Origin of the sequence: Amycolatopsis thermophila (genome assembly GCF_030814215.1) — a bacterium.
Classification (GTDB): Bacteria; Actinomycetota; Actinomycetes; order Mycobacteriales; family Pseudonocardiaceae; genus Amycolatopsis_E; species Amycolatopsis_E thermophila.
Genome location: NZ_JAUSUT010000001.1, coordinates 6199238 through 6219109, shown reverse-complemented (window position 1 = coordinate 6219109; position 19872 = coordinate 6199238). Strand labels below are relative to the sequence as shown.

Annotated in this window: 18 protein-coding genes; 8 read left to right on the top strand and 10 right to left on the bottom strand. The window is 72.6% G+C overall.

Annotated features, from left to right (window positions below):
• Positions 1-4: 4 nt before the first annotated feature.
• Positions 5-367, bottom strand: a complete 363-nt coding sequence (locus FB470_RS30520; RefSeq protein ID WP_306997072.1) for a cupin domain-containing protein — start codon at positions 365-367, stop codon at positions 5-7.
• Between the two features lie 240 nt (positions 368-607).
• Between FB470_RS30520 and FB470_RS30515 the strand changes: the two genes are divergently transcribed.
• The 4 genes from FB470_RS30515 (at position 608) to FB470_RS30500 (ending at position 5258) form a co-directional block, all read left to right on the top strand.
• Positions 608-1726 carry a sugar ABC transporter substrate-binding protein gene (locus tag FB470_RS30515; protein ID WP_306997070.1) on the top strand — a complete coding sequence of 373 codons (1119 nt, stop codon included), beginning with the start codon at positions 608-610 and terminating at the stop codon, positions 1724-1726.
• 92 nt (positions 1727-1818) lie between these two features.
• Positions 1819-2592: an ATP-binding cassette domain-containing protein gene (locus FB470_RS30510; RefSeq protein WP_306997069.1), complete on the top strand. Its 774-nt coding sequence runs from the start codon at positions 1819-1821 to the stop codon at positions 2590-2592.
• Between the two features lie 14 nt (positions 2593-2606).
• Positions 2607-4037 carry a sugar ABC transporter permease gene (locus FB470_RS30505; RefSeq protein WP_306997067.1) on the top strand — a complete coding sequence of 477 codons (1431 nt, stop codon included), beginning with the start codon at positions 2607-2609 and terminating at the stop codon, positions 4035-4037.
• A 45-nt stretch (positions 4038-4082) separates the two neighbouring features.
• Entirely contained in the window at positions 4083-5258 is a 1176-nt protein-coding gene (locus tag FB470_RS30500; protein WP_306997065.1) for an ROK family transcriptional regulator, read from the top strand.
• A 197-nt stretch (positions 5259-5455) separates the two neighbouring features.
• Here the strand turns inward: FB470_RS30500 and FB470_RS30495 are convergent, their stop codons facing one another.
• The 5 genes from FB470_RS30495 to FB470_RS30475 form a co-directional block, all read right to left on the bottom strand.
• Entirely contained in the window at positions 5456-7039 is a 1584-nt protein-coding gene (locus FB470_RS30495) for an ABC transporter ATP-binding protein (RefSeq protein WP_306997063.1), read from the bottom strand.
• Complete coding sequence (locus tag FB470_RS30490; protein ID WP_306997061.1) at positions 7036-7908, bottom strand: ABC transporter permease; 873 nt, start codon at positions 7906-7908, stop codon at positions 7036-7038. Before FB470_RS30490 ends, FB470_RS30495 begins: the two co-directional genes overlap by 4 nt.
• Positions 7905-8861 carry an ABC transporter permease gene (locus FB470_RS30485; protein WP_306997059.1) on the bottom strand — a complete coding sequence of 319 codons (957 nt, stop codon included), beginning with the start codon at positions 8859-8861 and terminating at the stop codon, positions 7905-7907. The genes FB470_RS30490 and FB470_RS30485 overlap by 4 nt, the downstream gene beginning before the upstream one ends.
• Positions 8862-8866: 5 nt before the next feature.
• Positions 8867-10468, bottom strand: a complete 1602-nt coding sequence (locus FB470_RS30480) for an ABC transporter substrate-binding protein (protein ID WP_306997057.1) — start codon at positions 10466-10468, stop codon at positions 8867-8869.
• Positions 10469-10680: 212 nt separating this feature from the next.
• Positions 10681-12468: a gamma-glutamyltransferase family protein gene (locus FB470_RS30475; protein WP_306997055.1), complete on the bottom strand. Its 1788-nt coding sequence runs from the start codon at positions 12466-12468 to the stop codon at positions 10681-10683.
• A gap of 87 nt (positions 12469-12555) precedes the next feature.
• On the opposite strand from FB470_RS30475, the gene FB470_RS30470 reads away from it, so the two are divergent.
• Together FB470_RS30470 and FB470_RS30465 are read left to right on the top strand one after the other, a co-directional pair.
• On the top strand, positions 12556-13437 hold the full coding sequence (locus FB470_RS30470; protein WP_306997053.1) for a LysR family transcriptional regulator: 882 nt from the start codon (positions 12556-12558) through the stop codon (positions 13435-13437).
• Positions 13438-13556: 119 nt separating this feature from the next.
• Positions 13557-14057, top strand: coding sequence for an OsmC family protein (locus FB470_RS30465; protein WP_306997051.1), 501 nt, complete (start codon positions 13557-13559; stop codon positions 14055-14057).
• On the opposite strand, the gene FB470_RS30460 is transcribed toward FB470_RS30465, so the two are convergent.
• A complete protein-coding gene (locus FB470_RS30460) occupies positions 14012-14941 on the bottom strand; it encodes an ABC transporter substrate-binding protein (protein ID WP_306997049.1) in 930 nt (309 codons plus the stop codon). The genes FB470_RS30465 and FB470_RS30460 overlap by 46 nt on opposite strands.
• A gap of 46 nt (positions 14942-14987) precedes the next feature.
• On the opposite strand from FB470_RS30460, the gene FB470_RS30455 reads away from it, so the two are divergent.
• Positions 14988-15449, top strand: a complete 462-nt coding sequence (locus FB470_RS30455; RefSeq protein ID WP_306997047.1) for a hypothetical protein — start codon at positions 14988-14990, stop codon at positions 15447-15449.
• 15 nt (positions 15450-15464) lie between these two features.
• On the opposite strand, the gene FB470_RS30450 is transcribed toward FB470_RS30455, so the two are convergent.
• From FB470_RS30450 to FB470_RS30440, 3 genes are all read right to left on the bottom strand, one after another.
• Positions 15465-15959: a pyridoxamine 5'-phosphate oxidase family protein gene (locus tag FB470_RS30450; RefSeq protein ID WP_306997045.1), complete on the bottom strand. Its 495-nt coding sequence runs from the start codon at positions 15957-15959 to the stop codon at positions 15465-15467.
• Between the two features lie 81 nt (positions 15960-16040).
• Positions 16041-16787 carry an IclR family transcriptional regulator gene (locus FB470_RS30445; protein ID WP_306997043.1) on the bottom strand — a complete coding sequence of 249 codons (747 nt, stop codon included), beginning with the start codon at positions 16785-16787 and terminating at the stop codon, positions 16041-16043.
• A complete protein-coding gene (locus tag FB470_RS30440) occupies positions 16784-18223 on the bottom strand; it encodes an APC family permease (RefSeq protein ID WP_306997041.1) in 1440 nt (479 codons plus the stop codon). The genes FB470_RS30445 and FB470_RS30440 overlap by 4 nt, the downstream gene beginning before the upstream one ends.
• Positions 18224-18463: 240 nt before the next feature.
• Here FB470_RS30440 and FB470_RS30435 point away from each other — a divergent pair, with 240 nt between their 5' ends.
• On the top strand, positions 18464-19864 hold the full coding sequence (locus FB470_RS30435) for an APC family permease (protein WP_306997040.1): 1401 nt from the start codon (positions 18464-18466) through the stop codon (positions 19862-19864).
• Positions 19865-19872: the final 8 nt, after the last annotated feature.

Below are 19872 nucleotides of genomic sequence, written 5' to 3'. Positions count from 1 at the left end.
TCGCTCACCGCTTGGCGTAGTCGGCGTAACCCGACCAGTCGACCACGACGCACGGCTCGTCGCCGACGACCCAGCCGTCGTGCCCGGGCGGGACCATCATGACGTCACCGGGACCGAAGTCGGCCTGGTCGCCGTCGTCCATCCGGATCGTCATGCGGCCGGACAGGACGTACCCCAGGTGGGAGGCCTGGCAGCTGTCGGTGCCCGCGATCGGCTTGACGTGCTTGGACCACTGCCACCCGGGCTGGAACGTGGCCCGGCCGATGGCGCCGCCGGCAACGTTCACCAGCTCGAGCTGCCCGGAGTCCTCCTCGAAGGGCCGGACCTCTTCGGGATCGTCCAGACTCAGCTTGCGCATGTCGGACATGACGACCTCCTTGCCGCCGCTTGCCGGACCCGTGGAATCCCTTCCGGTCAGGGTGCGCCGGCCCCCTTCTGCCCACTAGGGCCGGAAGGCCTGCCCGTCCGTCCGCCGGACTTGAGGATCGCGGCCCTTTTGTTACCGGAACGTGTCGGATCAGCCTTCCCTCACGCCGGGTTACGACGTATGTTGTCGGCCACAACATTCAAATGTTGTGAGTCACAACATTCCTGCCAAGGGGACGCAATGAAGCGGAGAAAGACCCTCGCGCTGGCCGCCGCGGGCACCGGGCTCGTCCTGGCGATGACCGCGTGTGGTGCGAACAGTTCCAACAACCAGAGCAGTGGCGGCGGCGGGTCCAACAACGGCGGCCCGAAGGTCGGCGTGATCCTGCCCGAGACCGCCACCTCGGCCCGCTGGGCCGGGTTCGACCAGCCGATGCTCCAGGACGCGCTCACCAAGGCCGGGCTCAACCCGATCATCGAAAACGCCCAGGGCGACAACCAGCGGTTCTCGCAGCAGGCCGACAGCATGCTCAGCCAGGGCGTGAAGGTCCTGATCATCGCCGCGCCCAGCGGTGACGTCGGCGCCACGGTGGAGCAGAAGGCCAAGCAGCAGGGTGTGCCGGTCATCAACTACGACCGCCTCAACCTCGGTGGCAGCGCCGACTACTACGTCAGCTTCGACAACGTCCAGGTCGGCCGCCTGCAGGGCCAGGCGCTCGCGGACGCGCTGAAGAACAAGCCGGGGGCGCAGGTCATCGAGATCGAGGGCTCGCCGACCGACAACAACGCGACGCTGTTCTACAACGGCCAGCAGGAGATCCTCGGCCCGCTCTACAACTCGGGCGCGCTCAAGAAGGTCGCCAGCCAGCGCATCGACAAGTGGGACAACGCGGTCGGCGGCGCGACCTTCGAGCAGTTCCTGTCCGCCAACGGCGGCAAGGTCGACGGCGTCCTCGCCGCCAACGACGGCATGGCCGGCGCCGTGATCACCGTGCTGCAGAAGAACGGTCTCGCCGGCAGCGTCCCGGTCACCGGCCAGGACGCCAGCGCCGCGGGCCTGAAGTCGATCCTCCAGGGCCAGCAGTACTCCACCGTGTTCAAGCCGATCAAGCAGGAGGCCGACGCCACCGCGCAGCTGGCCGCCGCGCTGGTCAAGGGCGACACCGCCACCGCGGACTCCATCGCCAAGCAGAGCTCCGACGACCCGACCGGACACCGCACGGTCAAGTCGGTGCTGCTCACCCCGCAGTCGATCACCAAGGACAACGTCAAGGTCCCGGTCGAGCAGGGTTACGTCAAGGCCAGCGAGATCTGCGGTGGCGACACCGCCGCGATCTGCCAGCAGCTGGGCATCTCCTGACGACACGCATCACGCTGGGGACGTGCGGGCCGGTGACCCCGGTCCGCACGTCCCCGGACGTGCGTCACTCCACGGATAGCGGAGGTTCATCCATGAACGAGCCCGTCCTCGCGCTGCGGGGCGTCAACAAGAGCTTCGGGCCCGTCCACGTCCTGCACGACGTGGACTTCGAGGTGCGCGCGGGGGAGGTGACCGCGCTCGTCGGCGACAACGGCGCCGGAAAGTCGACGCTGGTCAAGTGCATCGCCGGCATCCACCCGATCGACAGCGGCGAGATCCTCTTCGAGGGCACGCCGGTCCACATCCACAACCCGCGCGACGCCGCCGCGCTCGGCATCGAGGTCGTCTACCAGGACCTCGCCCTGGCCGACAACCTCGACATCGTCCAGAACATGTTCCTCGGCCGGGAACGCAACAAGAACGGCCTGCTCGACGAGGCGTCGATGGAGATGGCCGCGCGCAAGACGCTGGCCTCGCTGTCGGTGCGCACGGTCAAGTCCGTCCGCACGCCGGTGGCGTCGCTGTCCGGCGGGCAGCGGCAGACCGTCGCCATCGCCAAGGCCGTGCTGTGGAACAGCAAGGTGGTGCTGCTCGACGAGCCGACCGCCGCGCTGGGCGTGGCCCAGACCCGGCAGGTCCTCGACCTGGTCCGGCGGCTGGCCGAACAGGGCCTGGGCGTGGTCCTGATCAGCCACAACATGAACGACGTGTTCGAGGTGGCCGACCGGATCGCCACCCTCTACCTCGGCCGGCTCGCCGCCGACGTCGCCACCAAGGACGTCACCAACAGCCAGGTCGTCGAACTGATCACCGCGGGCCGGTCCGGCGACCTCGGCCTGGCCCGCCCCGAGACCGCGGCCGTGTGAGCGGAGAAGTGACCATGACTGAAACCCCGACGAAGCCCGACTCGGGCCAGCCCCCGGCGGCGATCTCCGACTTCGGCATCGACACCACCTCGCGGTCCACCCGCGAGGCGATCGGCGACTACTTCGGACGCCTGCGCGGCGGCGAGCTCGGCGCACTGCCCGCCCTGCTCGGTCTCCTCGTGCTGGTTCTGGTGTTCACCGGGCTCTCCGACACCTTCCTGACCCTGAACAACATCGCGAACCTGTTCGCGCAGGGCGCCGGCCAGACCATCATCGCGATGGGCATCGTGCCGGTGCTGCTGCTCGGCGAGATCGACCTGTCCGCCGGCACCGCGTCCGGCCTGGCGGCGTCGGTGATGGCGCTGCACTTCACGCAGAACGGCAACCTGCTCGGCAACTTCGGCAGCACGGTGTTCTACGGCTTCATCGTCGGCTCCATCGTGGCGGCCGCGCTGTGCGTGTGGATGCGCGTCTGGATCGGCGCGGTGCTCTCGCTCGTCGTGCCGGTCGTGATGCTGGCCGGGTTCTCGGCGAACCCGTGGGTCGAGATCGTGCTGGCGATCTGCGTCGGCGTCGTGATCGGCGCGCTGACCGGCACCATCGTGTCCAAGATCGGCATCCCGTCGTTCGTGGTGACCCTGGCGCTGTTCATCGGCTGGTACGGCCTGCTGCTGCAACTGGTCGGCGAGGGCGGCACCATCTCCATCCGGCAGAGCGACGTGCTGTACCAGGTGGCCAACGGCAACCTGTCCGGCCTGGCCGGCTGGATCCTGTTCGTCCTGGCGGCGGGCGGGTACGCGGCCGTCGTGCTGACCCGCCACTTCGGACGGTTGCGGCGCGGGCTGGTCGCGCAGCCGACGACGATCGTGCTCGTCAAGGTCGGCGCGGTCCTGGTGCTCGGCGCGGTGGCGACCTACCTGCTCAACACCAACCGCTCGCCCAACCCGAACCTGACCACGATCGCCGGCGTGCCCTACGTGGTGCCGATCGTGCTGGTGCTGCTGGTGGCCGGGACGTTCGTGCTGGACCGCACGCGCTACGGCCGGCACGTCTACGCGGTCGGCGGCAACAAGGAGGCCGCGCGGCGCGCTGGTGTGAAGGTCGACAAGATCCGGATGAGCGTGTTCCTGATCTGCTCGTCGGTGGCCGCGATCGGCGGGATCGTCTACAGCTCCAAGGTCGGCGCCGTGGACGGCAACTCCGGCGGCGGCAACACCCTGCTGTTCGCCGTCGGTGCGGCCGTCATCGGCGGCACGTCGCTGTTCGGTGGCCGCGGGCGGCTGCGCGACGCGGTGATCGGCGGCCTGGTGCTGGCGACCGTGCAGAACGGCCTCGGCCTGCTCGGATTCCAGGCGGCTACAGTGAACATCATCACCTGTCTGGTCCTTCTGGTGGCCGCAGCCGTCGACGCGCTCTCCCGCAGGCGCGCCGCGGCGGCGCGCTGAGGCGCGGGTGAGGAACGCCGACCACCGGCCAGCAGGGAAGCGCAGGTGACGACCACACCGACCGCGGGCACGCGCCCCGATGACGTGCGCCGGCACAACAGGGCTGCCCTGTTGCGCCGGCTGCACGTCCACGGTCCGTCCACCCGGGCCAGTCTCGCCACCGACCTCGGGCTCAACCGCAGCACGATCAAGGCGCTGGTGGACGGGCTGGCCGAGGACGGTCTCGTCGAGGAACGGGTGCCGGCCCAGCGCAGCGGCGCCGGCCGTCCGTCGCTGCTGGTGCTGCCGCAGCCGCACGCCGCGGTGGTGCTCGCGATCGACATCCGCGTGGAGCGGGCCGGGATGGCGCTGGTCGGCATCGGCGGCGAGATCCTCGGGCGGGGCGGGTGGAACATCCGCTCCACCACCAACGACCCGCGCGAGGTGTTCACCAAGATCGTCGACACCGCGGGGCCGCTGATCGACGAGCTCGGGGTGCGGCCGGTCGCGGCGGGGGTGTCGGTGCCGGGTGTGGTGCGGCACGCCGACGGGTTCGTGCACGAGGCGCCGAACCTGCACTGGACGGACATCCCGCTGGGCGCGTGGCTGTCCCGGGCGCTGCAGCTGCCGGTGCACATGGGCAACGACGCCGAGCTCGGTGCGCTCGCCGAGCACCTGCGGGGCGTGGCGCGCGGGTTCGACGACCTGGTCTACATCAGCGCGGACGTCGGCGTCGGTGGCGGGGTGATCTCCAACGGCGTGTCGATGCGCGGTGCCGGGGGTCACCACGTCGGCGAGGTGGGGCACATGGTGGTGCGGCCGCAGGGGCGGCAGTGCTACTGCGGGTCCTACGGTTGCTGGGAGACCGAGGTGGGGGAGCGGGCGCTGGCCCGCGCGCTGGGGCTGGACGAGGACAGCCCGGTCGGCGCGATCGTGCACGAGCTGCGGCTGCTCGGCGCCAACGGCGAGGTGCCGGAGAAGCTCGCCGAGTTCACCGACTGGCTCGCGCTCGGGCTCGCCAACGTGGTCAACCTGCTGTGCCCGCAGCTGGTCGTGCTCGGCGACCTGTTCACGGCCCTGCCGCCGGTGGTGGTGGAGGGGATCGAGAAGTCGGTGCGCGAGCGGAGTCTGATGAGCCGGGCGCTGGCGGGCACGCGGGTGGCGACCTCGGCGCTGGGTACGGACGCGAAACTGCTGGGGGCGGCGGAGCTGGCGTTCGAGACGGTGCTCGCGGACTGGTGAGGGCCGCCATCCGGCGGGCACGGAACCGGGTGCGCTGCGGGAAACGGTGCGGTTCAACGGACCCGGGCCGGGCGGGGCGCGTCGCTCGCGTGGCAGCCGATGCCGGCCGCCACGCCGTCCACACCAGGGGCCGCTGCGGCGCAGGACACGCGCAGGCACCGGCGGCTCCCGGGTTGTGACCGGGCGCCGCCGGCGGGTCAGGCGAACACGCCGGCTCCGGGGATCGCGTCCAGGAGTTGTTGCGTGTAGGCCTCTTCGGGCGCCTGGAGCACCTTCGCGACCGGGCCGCGCTCCACGACCCGTCCGGCGCGCATCACCACCACGTCATGGGCGATGGCGCGCACCACGGCCAGGTCGTGCGAGATGAACAGGTAGCTCAGCCCGAGCTCGTCCTGCAGCCGCCGCAGCAGGGTGAGGATCTGGTCCTGCACCAGCACGTCCAGCGCCGACACCGCCTCGTCGCACACGACCAGCCGCGGGCCGAGCGCCAGCGCGCGGGCGATCGCCACCCGCTGGCGCTGCCCGCCGGACAGCTCGTTGGGGTACCGGTGCGCCACCGACGCCGGCAGGGCCACCTGGTCCAGCAGCTCCCGCGCCTTCGCAGTACGGCTCGCGCGATCACCCACCCGGAAGATCCGCAGCGGCTCGATGATCAGCTGCTCCACCGTGAACAGCGGGTCGAGCGAGGCGTAGGGGTCCTGGAACACCGGCTGCATCGCCCGCCGCGCCGCCTTCAGCCGCGCGCCGCGCAGGCCCGGCAGGTCCTCGCCGTCCAGCCGGATCGTGCCGCCGCTCACCGGGATCAGCCCGAGCACCATCCGCGCCGTCGTCGTCTTGCCCGACCCCGACTCGCCGACGATCGCGGTGGTGCGGCCGCGCTCCACGGTGAACGACACGTCCTCCACCGCCTTGACCACGCCCCCGCCGCCGCGGATCCGGAACTCCTTGGACACCCCGGACACCTCCAGCACCGGCGGCGCGGCCGCCGCCACGGCGAGCGGCTCCTTCAGCGACGGTGCGGCCGCGATCAGCCGCCGCGTGTATTCGTGCCCGGGCTCGGTCAGCACCCGCATCGCCGGCCCGGACTCCACCACCCGGCCCTGCGACATGACGACCACCCGGTCCGCGCGTTCGGCGGCCAGGCCCAGGTCGTGCGTCACGAGCAGCATCGCCGTGCCCAGCTCGCGGGTCAGCCCGTCCAGGTGGTCCAGGATCTGCCGCTGCACCGTGACGTCCAGGGCCGAGGTCGGCTCGTCGGCGATCAGCAGGTCCGGGCGGCACGCCAGGCCGATCGCGATCAGGACCCGCTGCCGCATCCCGCCGGAGAACTCGTGCGGGTACTGCCGCGCCCGCCGGGCCGGTTCCGGCAACCCGGCCTCGCCGAGGATCTCCACGGCCCGCGCCATCGCTTCGCGCCGGTTCGCCAGCCCGTGCGTCACCAGGGTTTCCGCGACCTGGCGGCCGACCCGCGCGACCGGGTTCAGGTTCGTCATCGGATCCTGCGGCACCAGCCCGATCTCCCGGCCGCGCAGCCGCCGCAGCCGGTTTTCGCCCGCGTGCGTGATGTCCTCGCCGCGCACCACGATCCGGCCGCCGGTGACTCGTCCGCCGCCGGGCAGCAGGCCCAGCACCGCGTGCGCCGTGGTCGACTTGCCGGAGCCGGACTCGCCGACGACCGCGACCCGCTCGCCGGGCATGATCGTCAGGTCCGCGCCGTGCACCACCTCGGTGCCGCCGAAGGACACCCGCAGGTCCTCCACCCGCAGCAACGGTTCGGTCATCGGGAGCTCCTCGGGTCGAGTGCGTCGCGCAGCGCGTCGCCGAACAGGTTGAACCCCAGGCAGATCAGGGCCAGCGCGATGCCGGGGAACACGCCCGGCCACACGGTGCGGAACAGGTACTGCTGCGCGTCGGAGAGCATGATGCCCAGGCTGGGCTCGGGCGGCTGGATGCCCAGCCCGAGGAACGACAGGATCGCCTCGCCCAGCACCGCCGCCGGCATGATCACCGTGGCCTGCACGATGATCGCCGACGCGGCGTTGGGCAGCACGTGCCGGCCGAGGATGCGCAGCGCCCCGGCGTGCATGGTGTGCGCGGCGAGGACGAAGTCGCTGTCCTTCAGGCGCAGCGTCTCCGCCCGCACCACCCGGATCATGGTCGGGATGTTGGCGATGCCCAGCGCGATCGCGGCGTTGGTCAGGCCGCCGCCGTTGATCGCCGCCAGCCCGACCGCCAGCAGCAGGAACGGGAACGCGAGCATCAGGTCGGTCAGGCGGGACACGATCGCGTCCAGCCACCGCCAGTACCCCGACAGCAGCCCGAGCGGTACGCCGACGACGACGGCGAGCAGCACCGACAGCAGCCCGACCTCGAGCGAGGTCCGGGTCCCGGACAACACGCGGGAGAGCACGTCCCGGCCCAGGTCGTCGGTGCCGAGGGCGAACCCGACGGTGGCCGGCTGCTGGAACGGGGTCGTGAAGTGCACTTCGGACGGTGGGTAGGGCGCCAGCCAGGGCGCGAAGATCCCGGCGACGAGCACGATCAGCAGCAGTACCCCGCCGGTCACGCCCATCGGGTTGCGCAGCAGGTTCCGCCACACCCGGCCGCGGACCCGGCCCGCCGCGACGGGGGTCTCGGTGATCGCGGTCATGAAGCCCTCCCGGAGACCCGGACGCGCGGGTCGATGACCGTGTAGAGGACGTCGACCAGCAGGTTGATGACGATGTAGGCGAAGGTGATCACCAGCACCACGGCCTGGATCACCGGGTAGTCGCGGCTGAACACCGAGTCGAGCGTGAGCTTGCCGATGCCCGGCAGGCTGAAGATCCGCTCGGTGACCACCGCGCCGGCGATCAGCCCACCGAGCTGGAGTCCGACGATCGTGGTGACCACGATCAGGCTGTTGCGCAGCCCGTACCGGACGATCACCGCGCCGCGGCCGAGGCCCTTCGCACGGGCGGTGCGCACGAAGTCCGCGGTGAGCGTGCCGACCATCGACCCGCGTGTCTGCCGCTGCACCACCGCGGCGTGCGACAACCCGAGGATCACCGCGGGCAGCGTCAGGTAGTACAGGCCGCGCACCGGATCCTTGAGCGGCGACACGTATCCCGACGCCGGGAACCATCCCAACTGGACGGACAGGTAGACCACGGCGAGGATGCCGAGCCAGAACGTCGGCACCGACAGCGCGAACAGCGAGAAGCCGTTGGCGGCCCACTCCGGCCAGCGGCCGCGGAACACCGCGGCGATCACGCCGAGCAGCAGGCCGGCCAGCACCGCGATCAGCATCGCGTACACCGCGAGCTGCACGGTGACCGGCAGGGTCGCGCCGATCATCTCCGACACCGGCGTGCCGGTGCGGGTCGAGCGGCCGAAGTCGCCGGTCAGGGCGTGGCCGAGGAACTTGACGTACTGCACCGGCAGCGGGTCGTCCAGACCCAGCTGGGCCCGGACGGCGGCGAGCGTCTGCGGATCGGCCTCCTCGCCCGCCATGGCCAGCGCCGGGTCGCCGGGCAGTGCCCGCACCCCGGCGAACACCACGATCGAGGCGAGCACCAGCGTCACGGCGGACTGCCAGAGGCGGTGGAACAGGTAACGCAGCATGCGGATCAGCCCTCCTGGTCCGCGCGGAACGCGGCCCTGCCGAGCCGGACCACGCCGTCGGAGTAGACCTCCACCCCGGCCACCCGTGCCGAGTGGACGGTCAGGTTGCGCAGCCGGTAGGTGTAGACGATGGGGTTCTCCCGCTGGATCACCTGCGTCGCCCGGCCGTAGAGGTCGGCGCGTTCGGCGGTGCCGGGCGCTCGGGCGGCGCGCGAGAGCAGGTCGTCCAGTTCGGCCGAGGAGAACCCGCCGTAGTTGCCGCCGGAACCGGTGGACAGGAACCGCGCGGTGTTGCCGTCCGGGTCGATGCGGCCGGACCAGCCCAGCTGCAGCAGCTCGAAGTCGCCGCGTTTCTGCACGTCCAGCAGCGTCGAGTACTCCACCGGCACGATCTTCAGGTCGAACCCGCCCTCGGCGACGCTGGCCTGCAGCGCCTGGGCGTAGCGGAGCTGGTCCTGGGTGTTGGACACCTGCAGTGTCACGGTGTAGGGCGTGGGCACGCCCGCCTCGGCCAGCAGCTGCCGGGACCGCGCCGGATCGTAGGCGGGACAGGCGTCACTGGCCGGGGTCGCGTACGGCGACTGCGGCGCGATGGGGGAGCAGGCGACGTCGAACCAGTTGTTGAAGACGGTGTCGACGAGCGTCTGACGGTCCACACTGGACGCGAATGCCTGCCGCACCCGCGGATCGCGGGCCAGCGGCGTGTCGATCGGCTTGGGCGGGGTGCCGGCGCCGTCGACGTTGCCGGTGTTGATCGTGACGCCCTGGTAGCCCAGCGACGGCGACTGCAGCACCTTCAGATCGGGGTCCTTGGCCAGCGCGTCCACGTCCTGCGGTGAGATCGTGTCGGCGACGTGGATGTCGCCCGAGCGCAGGTTCGCCGCGCGGATGTTGGCGTCCGGCATGATCCGGTACAGGATGCGGTCGAGGTGGACCTGCGCCGCGTCGTAGTACCGCGGGTCGCGCTCGACCTCGATCGAGGTCTGCGGCACGCGCTTGACGAACTTGAACGGCCCCACGCACACCGGGTGGTCGCCGAAGTTCGCGCCCTCGGCGGCCAGCGCGGCGGGGGAGAGGATCATCCCGGCGCGGTCGGCCAGGGCGGCGGTGATCGGCGCGAACGGCTTCTTGAACGTCATCACGACGTGGCTCGCGTCGGGTGCCTCGACGCTGCGGACCGGGCCCATCTCGCTGGTGCGCTGCGAACCCTTGAGCGTGAGGTGGCGCTGCAGGCTGGTGCGCACGGCCGCGGCGTCGAACGGGGTGCCGTCGGCGAAGGTGATCCCGGTGCGGACCGGGATGGTCACCGTCAGTCCGTCGGGAGAGGTCGTGGGCAGCCCGGTGGCCAGCTGCGGCACGATCTGCCCGGACGGGCCGAGGTCGTAGAGCTTCTCGCAGATCGTGCTCATGACGTAGCGGGTGTACAGCGAGCTGGACGTGGTCGGGTCGAGCCGGTCCGGCTCGGACGACAGGCCCATCACGAGCTCGCCCCCGGCCTGGACCGCCTGGGCGCCGACCGGCGTCCCGTAGTCGTCGGTGTGCTCGGCGGTGCTCGCCACGTGCTGTACCGGCACGCACGCGGTGAGCGCCACGGTGACCGCCGCCACTGACGCGAATGTGCGCCATCGCGAACTGTTGTGGGCCATGGGAAAACTCCAGCGCGTCGAATGTGTGCGCAGTTTACGGTAGTTTCCCGGAGTTTGTCATCGATTTCCGCGGGGTTGATTCTGGTGACATGTTCCGGGTGGGAAAAGGGCAGGAAAACAGCGGTCCGGGGGGATGGTCCGAACCGCTGCTTCCTTTTCCGAATGCCGCGGACCTACCGTCCGGCGGCGTAGCCCTGCATGCCGCGCGGGTTCGAACCCGCCGACAGGACACCGGTTTCCGGGTCGCGGGCGACCGCGCACAGCCGCCCTTCCGACCACGGTTCGCCGACCGTCACGTCATGCCCGCGGCGCCGCAGGGCGGCAATGGCGGAATCGCCGATGCGCGATTCGATGGTGACGCTTCCCGGTTTTGTCGCACGCGGGTAGAACGAGCTCGGGAAACTGTCGGTGTGCCAGTTCGGGGCGTCGATCGCGCCCTGCAGGTCGAGACTTCCGCGCACCGTTTCCCGGAGGGCGACGGCGAGGAAGAAGTGCACGCTCCACTGGTCCTGCTGGTCGCCGCCGGGCGTGCCGAACGCCATCACCGGCACCCCGTCGCGCAGCGCCATCGACGGCGACAGCGTGGTCCGCGGGCGGCGCCCGGGCACCAGCGAGTTGGGCAGGCCCTCGTCGAGCCACGCCATCTGCAGCCGGGTGCCCAGCGGGAAGCCCAGGCCGGGGATGACCGGGTTGGACTGCAGCCAGCCGCCGCTCGGGGTCGCGGCGATCATGTTGCCCCAGCGGTCGACGACGTCGAGGTGGCAGGTGTCGCCGCGGGTCGCGCCGTCGTTGGCGACGGTCGGCTCGCCGGCCCCGGCGGCCGCCGGCGGTGGAACAGCGCCGCCGGCGGACAGCTCGGCCTGCTTGCTCAGCCGCGGGTGCCGTCCGCCGGGCGAACCGGGCCGCAGGTCGGTCGAGGCCCGCTCGCCGATCAGGGCGCGGCGGGCGTCGTTGTACTCGCGCGACAGCAGCGTCTCCACGGGGACGTCGGCGCTGTCGCCGTACCAGGCCTCGCGGTCGGCCATCGCGAGCTTGGTGCCCTCGATGAGCGTGTGCAGGTAGTCCGGGGTGCCGTACTCGAGGCCGTCCGGCAGCAGGGCGAGCTGCTGCAGGAACGACGGGCCCTGGCTCCACATCCCGCACTTGGCGACGGTCCAGCCCTGCCAGTCGTAGGTGACCGGGTCCTCGTAGCCCGCCTCGAAGCGGGCCAGGTCGTCGGCGGTCAGGGTGCCGGTGTGCCGCTCGCCGGAGGTGTCCATGGTCGGGCGGGTGACGGCGTCGGCGATCGCCTCGGCGATGAAGCCCTCGCGCCAGATCCGGCGGGCGGCGTCGATCTGGGTCTCGCGGCCCGCTCCCGCGGCGCCGGCCTCGGCGATCAGGCGGCGCCAGGTCGCGGCGAGCGCCGGGTTGCGCAGCATCTCGCCGGGCGCGGGCGGACGGCCGTGCGCCAGGTAGATCTCGGCGGAGCTGGTCCACTCGGTTTCGAACAGCTCGCGCACGGTGGCGATCGTGGAGCCGACGCGCTCGACCGCGGGGTGGCCGTTCTCGGCGTAGGAGATCGCGTAGGCGAGCACCTCGGCGAGCGTCTTGGTGCCGTGGTCGCGCAGCAGCAGCATCCAGGCGTCGAACGCGCCCGGCACGGCGGCGGCCAGCGGACCGGTGCCGGGCACCAGGTCCAGGCCGAGCGAGGTGTAGTGCGCGACCGTCGCGCCGGCCGGGGCCGGGCCCTGCCCGCACAGCACGCGGGGTGCCTGGCCGGCCGGCGCGAGGATGATCGGCACCTCCCCGCCGGGGCCGTTGAGGTGCGGTTCGACGACGTGCAGCACGAACCCGGCGGCCACCGCCGCGTCGAAGGCGTTGCCGTCGTCCTCCAGCACGGCCATGGCGGCGGCCGAGGCGAGCCAGTGGGTGGACGACACCATGCCGTGGGTGCCCTGCAGCGTGGGACGGGTGGTGAACACGATCCGAGTAGACACCCTCGCCCCAGTGGACGTCCAAGACATGTGTGACACCATCCGGATAGCCGGCCGCTATGGGTGAGGAGCGCGATGGAACGCCGCCAGCTGGAGTACTTCGTCGCGATCGTCGAGCACGGCGGGTTCACCTCGGCGGCGAAGGCGCTGCACGTGGCGCAGCCGTCGCTGTCCCGCGCGATCGGCAAGCTGGAGCACGAGCTGGGGGTGACCCTGTTCCACCGCGTCGGGCGCAACGCCGTGCTGAGCACCGCGGGGGAGGCGCTGGCCGACCGGGCGCGCCTGGTGCTGCGGGACCTGGACGCGCTGCGGGCTGCGGCGGGCGCGATCGGCGACGGCGCGGCCGGGCGGGTGGACGTCGCGGCGACCTCGTCGTCCGGGCTGGAGCCGGTCACGTCGATCATCGCCGAGCTGGCCAAGCGGCATCCGGGTGTCACGGTGAGCACGTCGTCCGCGCTGTCCGCGGCGGAGGTGGTGGCGATGGTGCTGCAGGGCCGGTGCGAGGTCGGGGTGTGCGGCAGCGCGGAGCGGCCGGCCGGGCAGGGGCTGGTGACGCACCACCTGCGGGACGAGGAGTTCCTGCTGGTCGTGCCGCCCGGCGCGCTCGGCGAGCCCGGCCCGGCGGTCGGCCCCGAGGTGCTGCGCGGGATGCGGTTCGTGGTGACCAAGCCGGCGACGGCGGTGCGGGCGCTGTTCGACCGGCTGGCCGCGACCGTCGGGGAGATGACGATCGCGGCCGAGGTCGGGGACCGGGGCGTGGTGCTGCCGATGGTTCTGCGGGGCATCGGGGCGGGCCTGATGCCGGACGGCTGGTCCGACCTGGCGGTGCGGGCGGGCGCGGACGTCTACCGGTTCGACCCGCCCGAGCGGCTGCCGCAGTGGCTGGTGCACCGGAGCGGACCGCTGACGGCGGCCACGCGGGCGTTCATCGACACGACCCTGGCCGGCCGGGGTTAGCGCTTCGGCGGTGGGGCTGCTGCCGTTCCGTCGACGGCGCGTCGTCGAGGAGATCGCCCCGGTCCCGACCCCGGTCTGACACCCGCGTGAGCCCGTCCACCCGGGGTCATACTGTCGGGATGGACGCAGGCGAACTGAGGCAACGGCAGTCACCGCTCAAGGAGCGCTACCGCGAGGACCCGGGGCAGGCGTTGATCACCCTGCACGCCGACGCGGAGCTGGGCGCGGGCATCTCGTGCAAGGTGGAGACCGGGCGCGCCGTGGTGGAGGCCGGCCTGCACCCGGCGACCGGGGGCGACGGCAGCCTCGCCTGCTCCGCCGACATGCTGCTGGAGGCGCTGGCGGCGTGTTCCGGGGTGACGCTGCGGGCGGTCGCGACGTCGATGGGCCTGGACATCCGAGGCGGCCGGGTCCGGGCAGAGGGTGACCTGGACTTCCGCGGCACGCTGGGGGTGGACCGGTCGGCGCCGGTCGGGTTCCGGTCGATCCGGTTGTCGTTCGACCTGGACACCGACGCCTCCGCGGAGCAGCTCGCGTCGCTGGGCAAGCTCACCGAGCGGTACTGCGTGGTGTATCAGACGTTGCGCACGCCGCCGGAGATCGAGGTGCGGCTGGCCTGACGGGCCTCCCCGGCGTCGATGTCACCGACGCCGTGCAGGACGTGGGCGAGGATCTCGGCGCCGCGGACCACCCGCGGTCCGGGGCGGTTGAAGTAGGCCGGGCCGTCGAGGATCCACACCCGCCCGGTCCGCACGGCGGGCAGGTCCGCCCAGCCGGGGCGGCCGGTGAGGACGCCGAGCTCGGCTTCGGTCCGTTCCGGGGGCAGGCCGCAGGGGAGCAGCAGCAGGACGTCGGGCCGCGCCGCGGTCACCTCCGCCCAGTCGATCGCCCTGGTGTGTTCGCCCGCTCCGGCGAGCAGGGGTTCCCCGCCCGCGGCGGCGATCTGCTCGGGCACCCAGTGACCGGCGGGCCACACCGGATCGAGCCATTCGATCGCGGCGACCCGCGGCCGGTCCCGGTGTGCCGTCGCAGCCCGCACCGCGTCGAGGCGCTCCTGGAGTTCCCGCCGTTTGGCGCGGGCGACCTCGGGCACGCCCAGGACGTCGCCGAGGAGCAGGAGGCAGTCCAGCACCCCGGCCAGGGTGCGCGGTTCGAGGCTGAGCACCCGCGGCCCGGCGTCCATCACGCGGACCGCCTCGGAGACGCGGCGGTAGGACACCGCGCAGACCTCGCAGAGGTCCTGGGTGAGGACGACGTCGGGCTGCAGTTCGGCGAGCCTGGCGGCGTCGAGGGCGTAGAGCGCGGAGCCGGAGTGCGCGCCTCCGACCGCCGCGGAGATCTCGCGGCTGCTCATGTCCGCGCCGATCCCGCTGCCGGTGACCACGGGAACGTCGGCGATCCCCGGCGGCCAGTCGCACTCGTGCGTCCGCCCGACCAGCTGCCCGGCCAGGCCCAGTTCGGCCACGAGATCGGTAGCGGCGGGAAGCAGGGACACGATCCGCATGCCGTCGAGGGTAGAGCGCGCGCCCGGGGCCGGGCATTCTGGAGCGATGCCGGATCTGAGGTGGGCCGAGGTACGGGACCTGTTCGACCCCGGGGTCATGGGCGCCCTGCCGGACGGGTACGTGCCGGGCACGCGGCAGGAGGACTGGCAGGCACTGCTCGACCTGGTGGTGTCCCGGGGCTGGCCGCACTCCTACGCGGAGGATGCCGGTCCGCTTCCGCTCCCGGCCGCCGCGGCGGTGCTGGGCGCGGGCGGGCTGCTGCGGGTCTGGCCCGAGCCCGGGTTCCAGGTCAACTTCTGGCCGATCGAGGCGGGCACGATCGACTTCGACATCGACCTGCGCGAACTGCGCGGACAGCGCGGCGTGGACGCGGTCTGCCGCCTGTTCGCCGCGCTGGGACGGCACCTGGGCAAGCCGGTGCTGCTGGCCCCGGAGGGCGGTGGCCGTCCGGTCCTCGCGTTCGACGTCGCGGCGGACCGGGTGGTGGCCGTGGCCGCCGGGACCTGATCGGGCGGTCGTCCGTCAGGACCGGGCCTGCCGCGCCAGGATCAGGTCCTCGACCGCCTTCGGGATGGTCGTCTCGAAGTCCAGCAGCTTCGCCCAGTCGGGCTCGACGGTGATCACGACCATCTGCTCGTACAGGGCGCGCACGCCCTGCTCCCACGTTTCGAACTGCTCGGCCGGGGTCACCTTGCGGGACGCCTCGAGGTAGCCGTCGGGCACGCCGTCGACCAGGTCGAGCCGGGCCGCGCCGCGGATCAGCAGCACCCGCGGCGGCCACTGGTCCTGGGTGTCGATGGTGATGGCCACCCGCGGGTTGCGCCGCAGCGCCGCGACCTTCGCCGAGTTCGGCACGGTCGCCATGACCAGGTTGCCGCCGTCGGTCCAGAACCCGATCGGGATCACCCGCGGGTCGCCGTCCAGGCCGTCGTAGGCCAGCCGGGCCGGGATCGACGATTCCAGCAGCTGCCGCGAGATCGGCTTGGCCAGCACCTCGGCAACTTCGTCGCGCTCCATGTCCGTCTCCTCCACCTCGCGTGCGCCCATCGTGGCGCAGTCGAGGGTGGGACGGAGCCGTTCGCGCGGATTCGACATCGCTTACGCCAGAAGTGGTGCCAATTGCCCGGCGTGGTCGCGGACCAACGCGACCAGCTCGCCGTTCGGCTCGGCCACCCGCTCGGCGGGGCCGCTCACGGCCAGCCCGGCGACCAGCTCGCCGCTGACCACGTCCCGGATCGCCACGGCCAGGCAACCGCGGCGCTCCTGCAGCTCGCCGCACTGCCGGGCCAGGCCGGTGCGCGCCACCTCGGCCAGCTCGGCGCCCAGGTGGTCGGCCTCGACGATCGTGCGTCCGGTGAACGACCGCAGCTCGCGCACGATCGCCCGCCAGTCGGGCTGGTCGGCCAGCAGCAGCTTGCCCAGCGCGGACACGTGCGGGTACCGGGCGAGCAGCGCCGCGTCGGAGGGCGGGTGGTCGGGGTCCGGGTCGATCAGCGTCAACCGCCCGGCGGCGTAGGACGCCAGGTGCACGCCCCAGCGGACCCGCTGCCGCAGGTGCTCCACGATCGCCCGCGCGGCCGCCGGCGGGCGCACCGCCACCGGTGTCGCCAGGCGGCCGGCCCGGCGGCCGAGCGCGAACCCGCGCAGGTCCGGCAGCCGCACCAGGTACTCCTCGCCGACCAGCAGGTTCAGCAGCCGGTAGGTCGTCGCCGGGGGGAGTTTCAGCGCCGCCGAGATCTCCTTCGCGGTGACGCCCGGACCGGCGGCCACGACCTCCTCGAGCACGGCCAGCGCGCTGCGCACGGCCTTGGGCTGGCGGCCGGACAGCGGGGTTTCCGGGCTCACCGCTCACCGCCCAGCAGGTCGGCCTCCGACGTCTCGTCGTAGATCCCGATGCGGGCCAGCTGCGCCGGGCGGCGCGCCCGCAACCAGCCCAGCCACGCCAGCCCGGCCAGGACGAAGGCCCCGAACAGCGCCGGATAGGGCCCGCCGAGGTTGTCGAGTGTGAACACGACCAGCGCGGCCAGCAGCGCGGGCGCGGTGATGGCGGCCGCCGCCAGCGCGCCGCGGGTCAGCTCGCCGATCCGGTGGAGGAACACCGGCGCCGCCACGCACACCAGCAGGTAGGCCACCAGGTACCCGAACACCGCGGCGTTGAGCAGCGTGACGAACGCCGACGACGTGCTCGTCCCGGTCGCCACCAGCACCACCGGCAGCAGCGTGGCGAGCGGCAGCGCGACCAGGATCGCGACGTGCGGGGTGCGGTAGCGCGGGTGCGTCCGGCCCAGCGCCGCCGGGAGCACGCCCTCCCGCCCCATCGACAGCAGCACCCGCACCAGCGCGCTGCCGGTCGCGAGCGCGCACGCGAAGAACGACGCCGCGATCCCGAGGTCGAGCAGGTAGGACAGCCACGGCAGCCGTTGCAGCGCCGCGAGGGTGCTCACCGGTTCGGGTTGCCCGGCCAGCCCGCCCGGCAACCGGCCCAGCCCGACGACCTGGGTGTAGGCCGCGACCAGGTACAGCACTCCGCACAGCGCGGCCGTGCCCTGCACCGCGCGCGGCACCGTGCGGAACGGCCGCCGCGCCTCGACGCCGAACGACGCGGCCGCCTCGAACCCGATGAACGCGCCGAGCGCGGGCAGCACCCCGGCCGCGATCCCGGCCACGCCGCGGTCCGGCGCCGCCGGCGCCAGGTCCGGCCCGACCCGGACCAGCAACAGCCCGAACACCACCAGCATCAGCGTGATCGACACCGCCTCGGTCACGAGCACGACCTGCGCCGACAGCCGCACGCCGCGCAGCACGCACACGGTCGCCAGCGCGCCCAGCACGAGGACGATCCCGGCGACCAGGCCCCAGCCCACCTCGATCCCGGCCCGCCCCAGCAGGTCCTGCAGGTAGACGCCGGAGCCGGTGAGCGCGGCCGTGGTGAGCAGCCCGTACCCGACCAGCAGCGCGCAGCCGCAGGCGAACGCCGCGACCGCGCCCAGGCCCTTCGCGGTCAGGCTGTACAGCGACCCGGCGGCGGCCATGCGGCGGGTGAACTGCCCGATGCCCAGCCCGATGAGCAGCGCCAGCACGGTCGCCACGACGAACGACCACAGGACCCCCGACCCCGCGGCGGCCGCCGCGACCGCCGGCGCGGCCGCCATCGCCGCCGAGGGTGCCGCCGCCGAGATCGACTGCGCGAACACCTGGAGCGGGCCGAGGTTGCGCCGGTCGAGCCCGGACATCGGGGACTCGCGCCGCAGCGGCGGCAGCACCCGGGGTGGCAACGGCATCCGGTTCTTCCTCCTCTGTGGACGGTAACCTGGCACTGTAACTCCGGGGTTGCGCCTCCGAACATGCTCCGTGCGGCCGAATGAGAATTTCTCCCGGCCCGTTCCCGCGTTGCGAGAACGCCCCCGCCGGAGTTCCCGGTGCCGGAGACCGGGGTTTGACCGGTATGCGCCCGTGGCGCAACGTTGCTGCTCAACGCTGTGCAGCCGTCATCGAAATCCCGCTCCTCCCCCGGAGGTCTCATGGATTCGCCACGGTCCCTCGCCGGTTCACTGGGTGCCGGTTCCATCGTCTTCATGGTCGTCGCGGCCGCCGCGCCGCTGACGGTCGTCGCCGGCAGCGTGCCGCTGGGCCTCGCGCTCGGCAACGGCGCCGCCTTCCCCGCCACGTTCGTGCTGTGCTGCGTGGTCCTGCTGCTGTTCGCGGTCGGGTTCTGCGCGATGAGCCGTCACGTGCCGCAGGCCGGGGCGTTCTACGCCTACGTCCGGCGCGGGCTGGGCCGGGCGCCCGGGCTCGGCACCGCCTTCCTCGCGCTGGTCACCTACACGGCGGTGCAGCTGGCCGTCTACGGCTACCTCGGCGCCGCCGTCGACGGCCTGGTCCAGCACTACGGGGGCCCGGCGTTGCCGTGGTGGGTGTGGTCGCTGGCCGCGCTCGCCGTGGTCGGGTTCCTCGGCTACCGCCACATCGAGCTGAGCAGCAAGGTGCTCGGCGTGCTGCTGCTGTGCGAGGCCGGAATCGTGCTCGTCTTCGACGCGGTCGTCGCCGCGCGCGGCGGGGCCGGCGGCCTGTCGACGGCGTTCCTGCGGCCGGCGTCGATCGGCTCCGGGTCGGTCGGCATCGCGATCATGTTCGCGATCGCGAGCTTCATCGGGTTCGAGGCCACCGCGGTGTTCCGCGACGAGGCCCGCGACCCGGGCCGCACCATCCCGCGGGCGACCTACGCGTCGCTGCTGCTCATCGCCGGGTTCTACACCCTGTCCAGCTGGGCCGTGGTGTCCGCCTGGGGTGACTCCGCCGCGGTCGAGCAGGCCGGGGCCGACCCGGGCAGCATGCTGATCACCACGGTCGGGCGCTACCTGGGCACCGCGGGCGCGGACGTCGTGCAGGTCCTGCTGGTGACGAGCCTGTTCGCCGCGCTGCTGTCGTTCCACAACGTGATCGCCCGGTACGCGTTCTCGCTCGGCAACTCCGGCGCGCTGCCCGCGGCGTGCGGCCGCAGCCACGGCCGGCACGGTTCCCCGCACGTCGCGTCGCTGGCGCAGTCGGCGAGCGCGGTCGTGCTGATCGCGGTGTTCGCCCTGGCCGGGATGGACCCGGTCACCCAGGTGTTCTCGTGGATGGCCGGCACCGCGACCCTCGGCGTGCTCGTGCTCATGACGCTGACCTGCCTGGCCGTGGTGGTGTTCTTCCGCCGCACGCGGGTGGACCGGCGCGTCTGGCACACCTTCGCCGCGCCGGTGCTCGGCCTGGCCGGGCTGGGCACCTGCCTGGTGCTGACCGTGCTCAACTTCCCGACCCTCATCGGCGGCTCGGTCGGCCTGGCCGCCGTCATCGGAGCCGTGCTCGCCGGAGCGTTCGCGGCCGGCGCCGTCCTCTCGGCCGTCCTGCGCTCGCCCGCCACCGAACCCGCCCTCGCCTGACGGAAGGA

Excerpts from the sequence above, each read along its gene's own strand:
- FB470_RS30520 (WP_306997072.1), bottom strand. The coding sequence starts at position 367 with ATGTCCGACATGCGCAAGCTGAGTCTGGACGATCCCGAAGAGGTCCGG.
- FB470_RS30515 (WP_306997070.1), top strand. The coding sequence starts at position 608 with ATGAAGCGGAGAAAGACCCTCGCGCTGGCCGCCGCGGGCACCGGGCTC.
- FB470_RS30510 (WP_306997069.1), top strand. The coding sequence starts at position 1,819 with ATGAACGAGCCCGTCCTCGCGCTGCGGGGCGTCAACAAGAGCTTCGGG.
- FB470_RS30505 (WP_306997067.1), top strand. The coding sequence starts at position 2,607 with ATGACTGAAACCCCGACGAAGCCCGACTCGGGCCAGCCCCCGGCGGCG.
- FB470_RS30495 (WP_306997063.1), bottom strand. The coding sequence starts at position 7,039 with ATGACCGAACCGTTGCTGCGGGTGGAGGACCTGCGGGTGTCCTTCGGC.
- FB470_RS30490 (WP_306997061.1), bottom strand. The coding sequence starts at position 7,908 with ATGACCGCGATCACCGAGACCCCCGTCGCGGCGGGCCGGGTCCGCGGC.
- FB470_RS30485 (WP_306997059.1), bottom strand. The coding sequence starts at position 8,861 with ATGCTGCGTTACCTGTTCCACCGCCTCTGGCAGTCCGCCGTGACGCTG.
- FB470_RS30470 (WP_306997053.1), top strand. The coding sequence starts at position 12,556 with ATGGAACGCCGCCAGCTGGAGTACTTCGTCGCGATCGTCGAGCACGGC.
- FB470_RS30465 (WP_306997051.1), top strand. The coding sequence starts at position 13,557 with ATGGACGCAGGCGAACTGAGGCAACGGCAGTCACCGCTCAAGGAGCGC.
- FB470_RS30460 (WP_306997049.1), bottom strand. The coding sequence starts at position 14,941 with ATGCGGATCGTGTCCCTGCTTCCCGCCGCTACCGATCTCGTGGCCGAA.
- FB470_RS30455 (WP_306997047.1), top strand. The coding sequence starts at position 14,988 with ATGCCGGATCTGAGGTGGGCCGAGGTACGGGACCTGTTCGACCCCGGG.
- FB470_RS30450 (WP_306997045.1), bottom strand. The coding sequence starts at position 15,959 with ATGGAGCGCGACGAAGTTGCCGAGGTGCTGGCCAAGCCGATCTCGCGG.
- FB470_RS30440 (WP_306997041.1), bottom strand. The coding sequence starts at position 18,223 with ATGCCGTTGCCACCCCGGGTGCTGCCGCCGCTGCGGCGCGAGTCCCCG.
- FB470_RS30435 (WP_306997040.1), top strand. The coding sequence starts at position 18,464 with ATGGATTCGCCACGGTCCCTCGCCGGTTCACTGGGTGCCGGTTCCATC.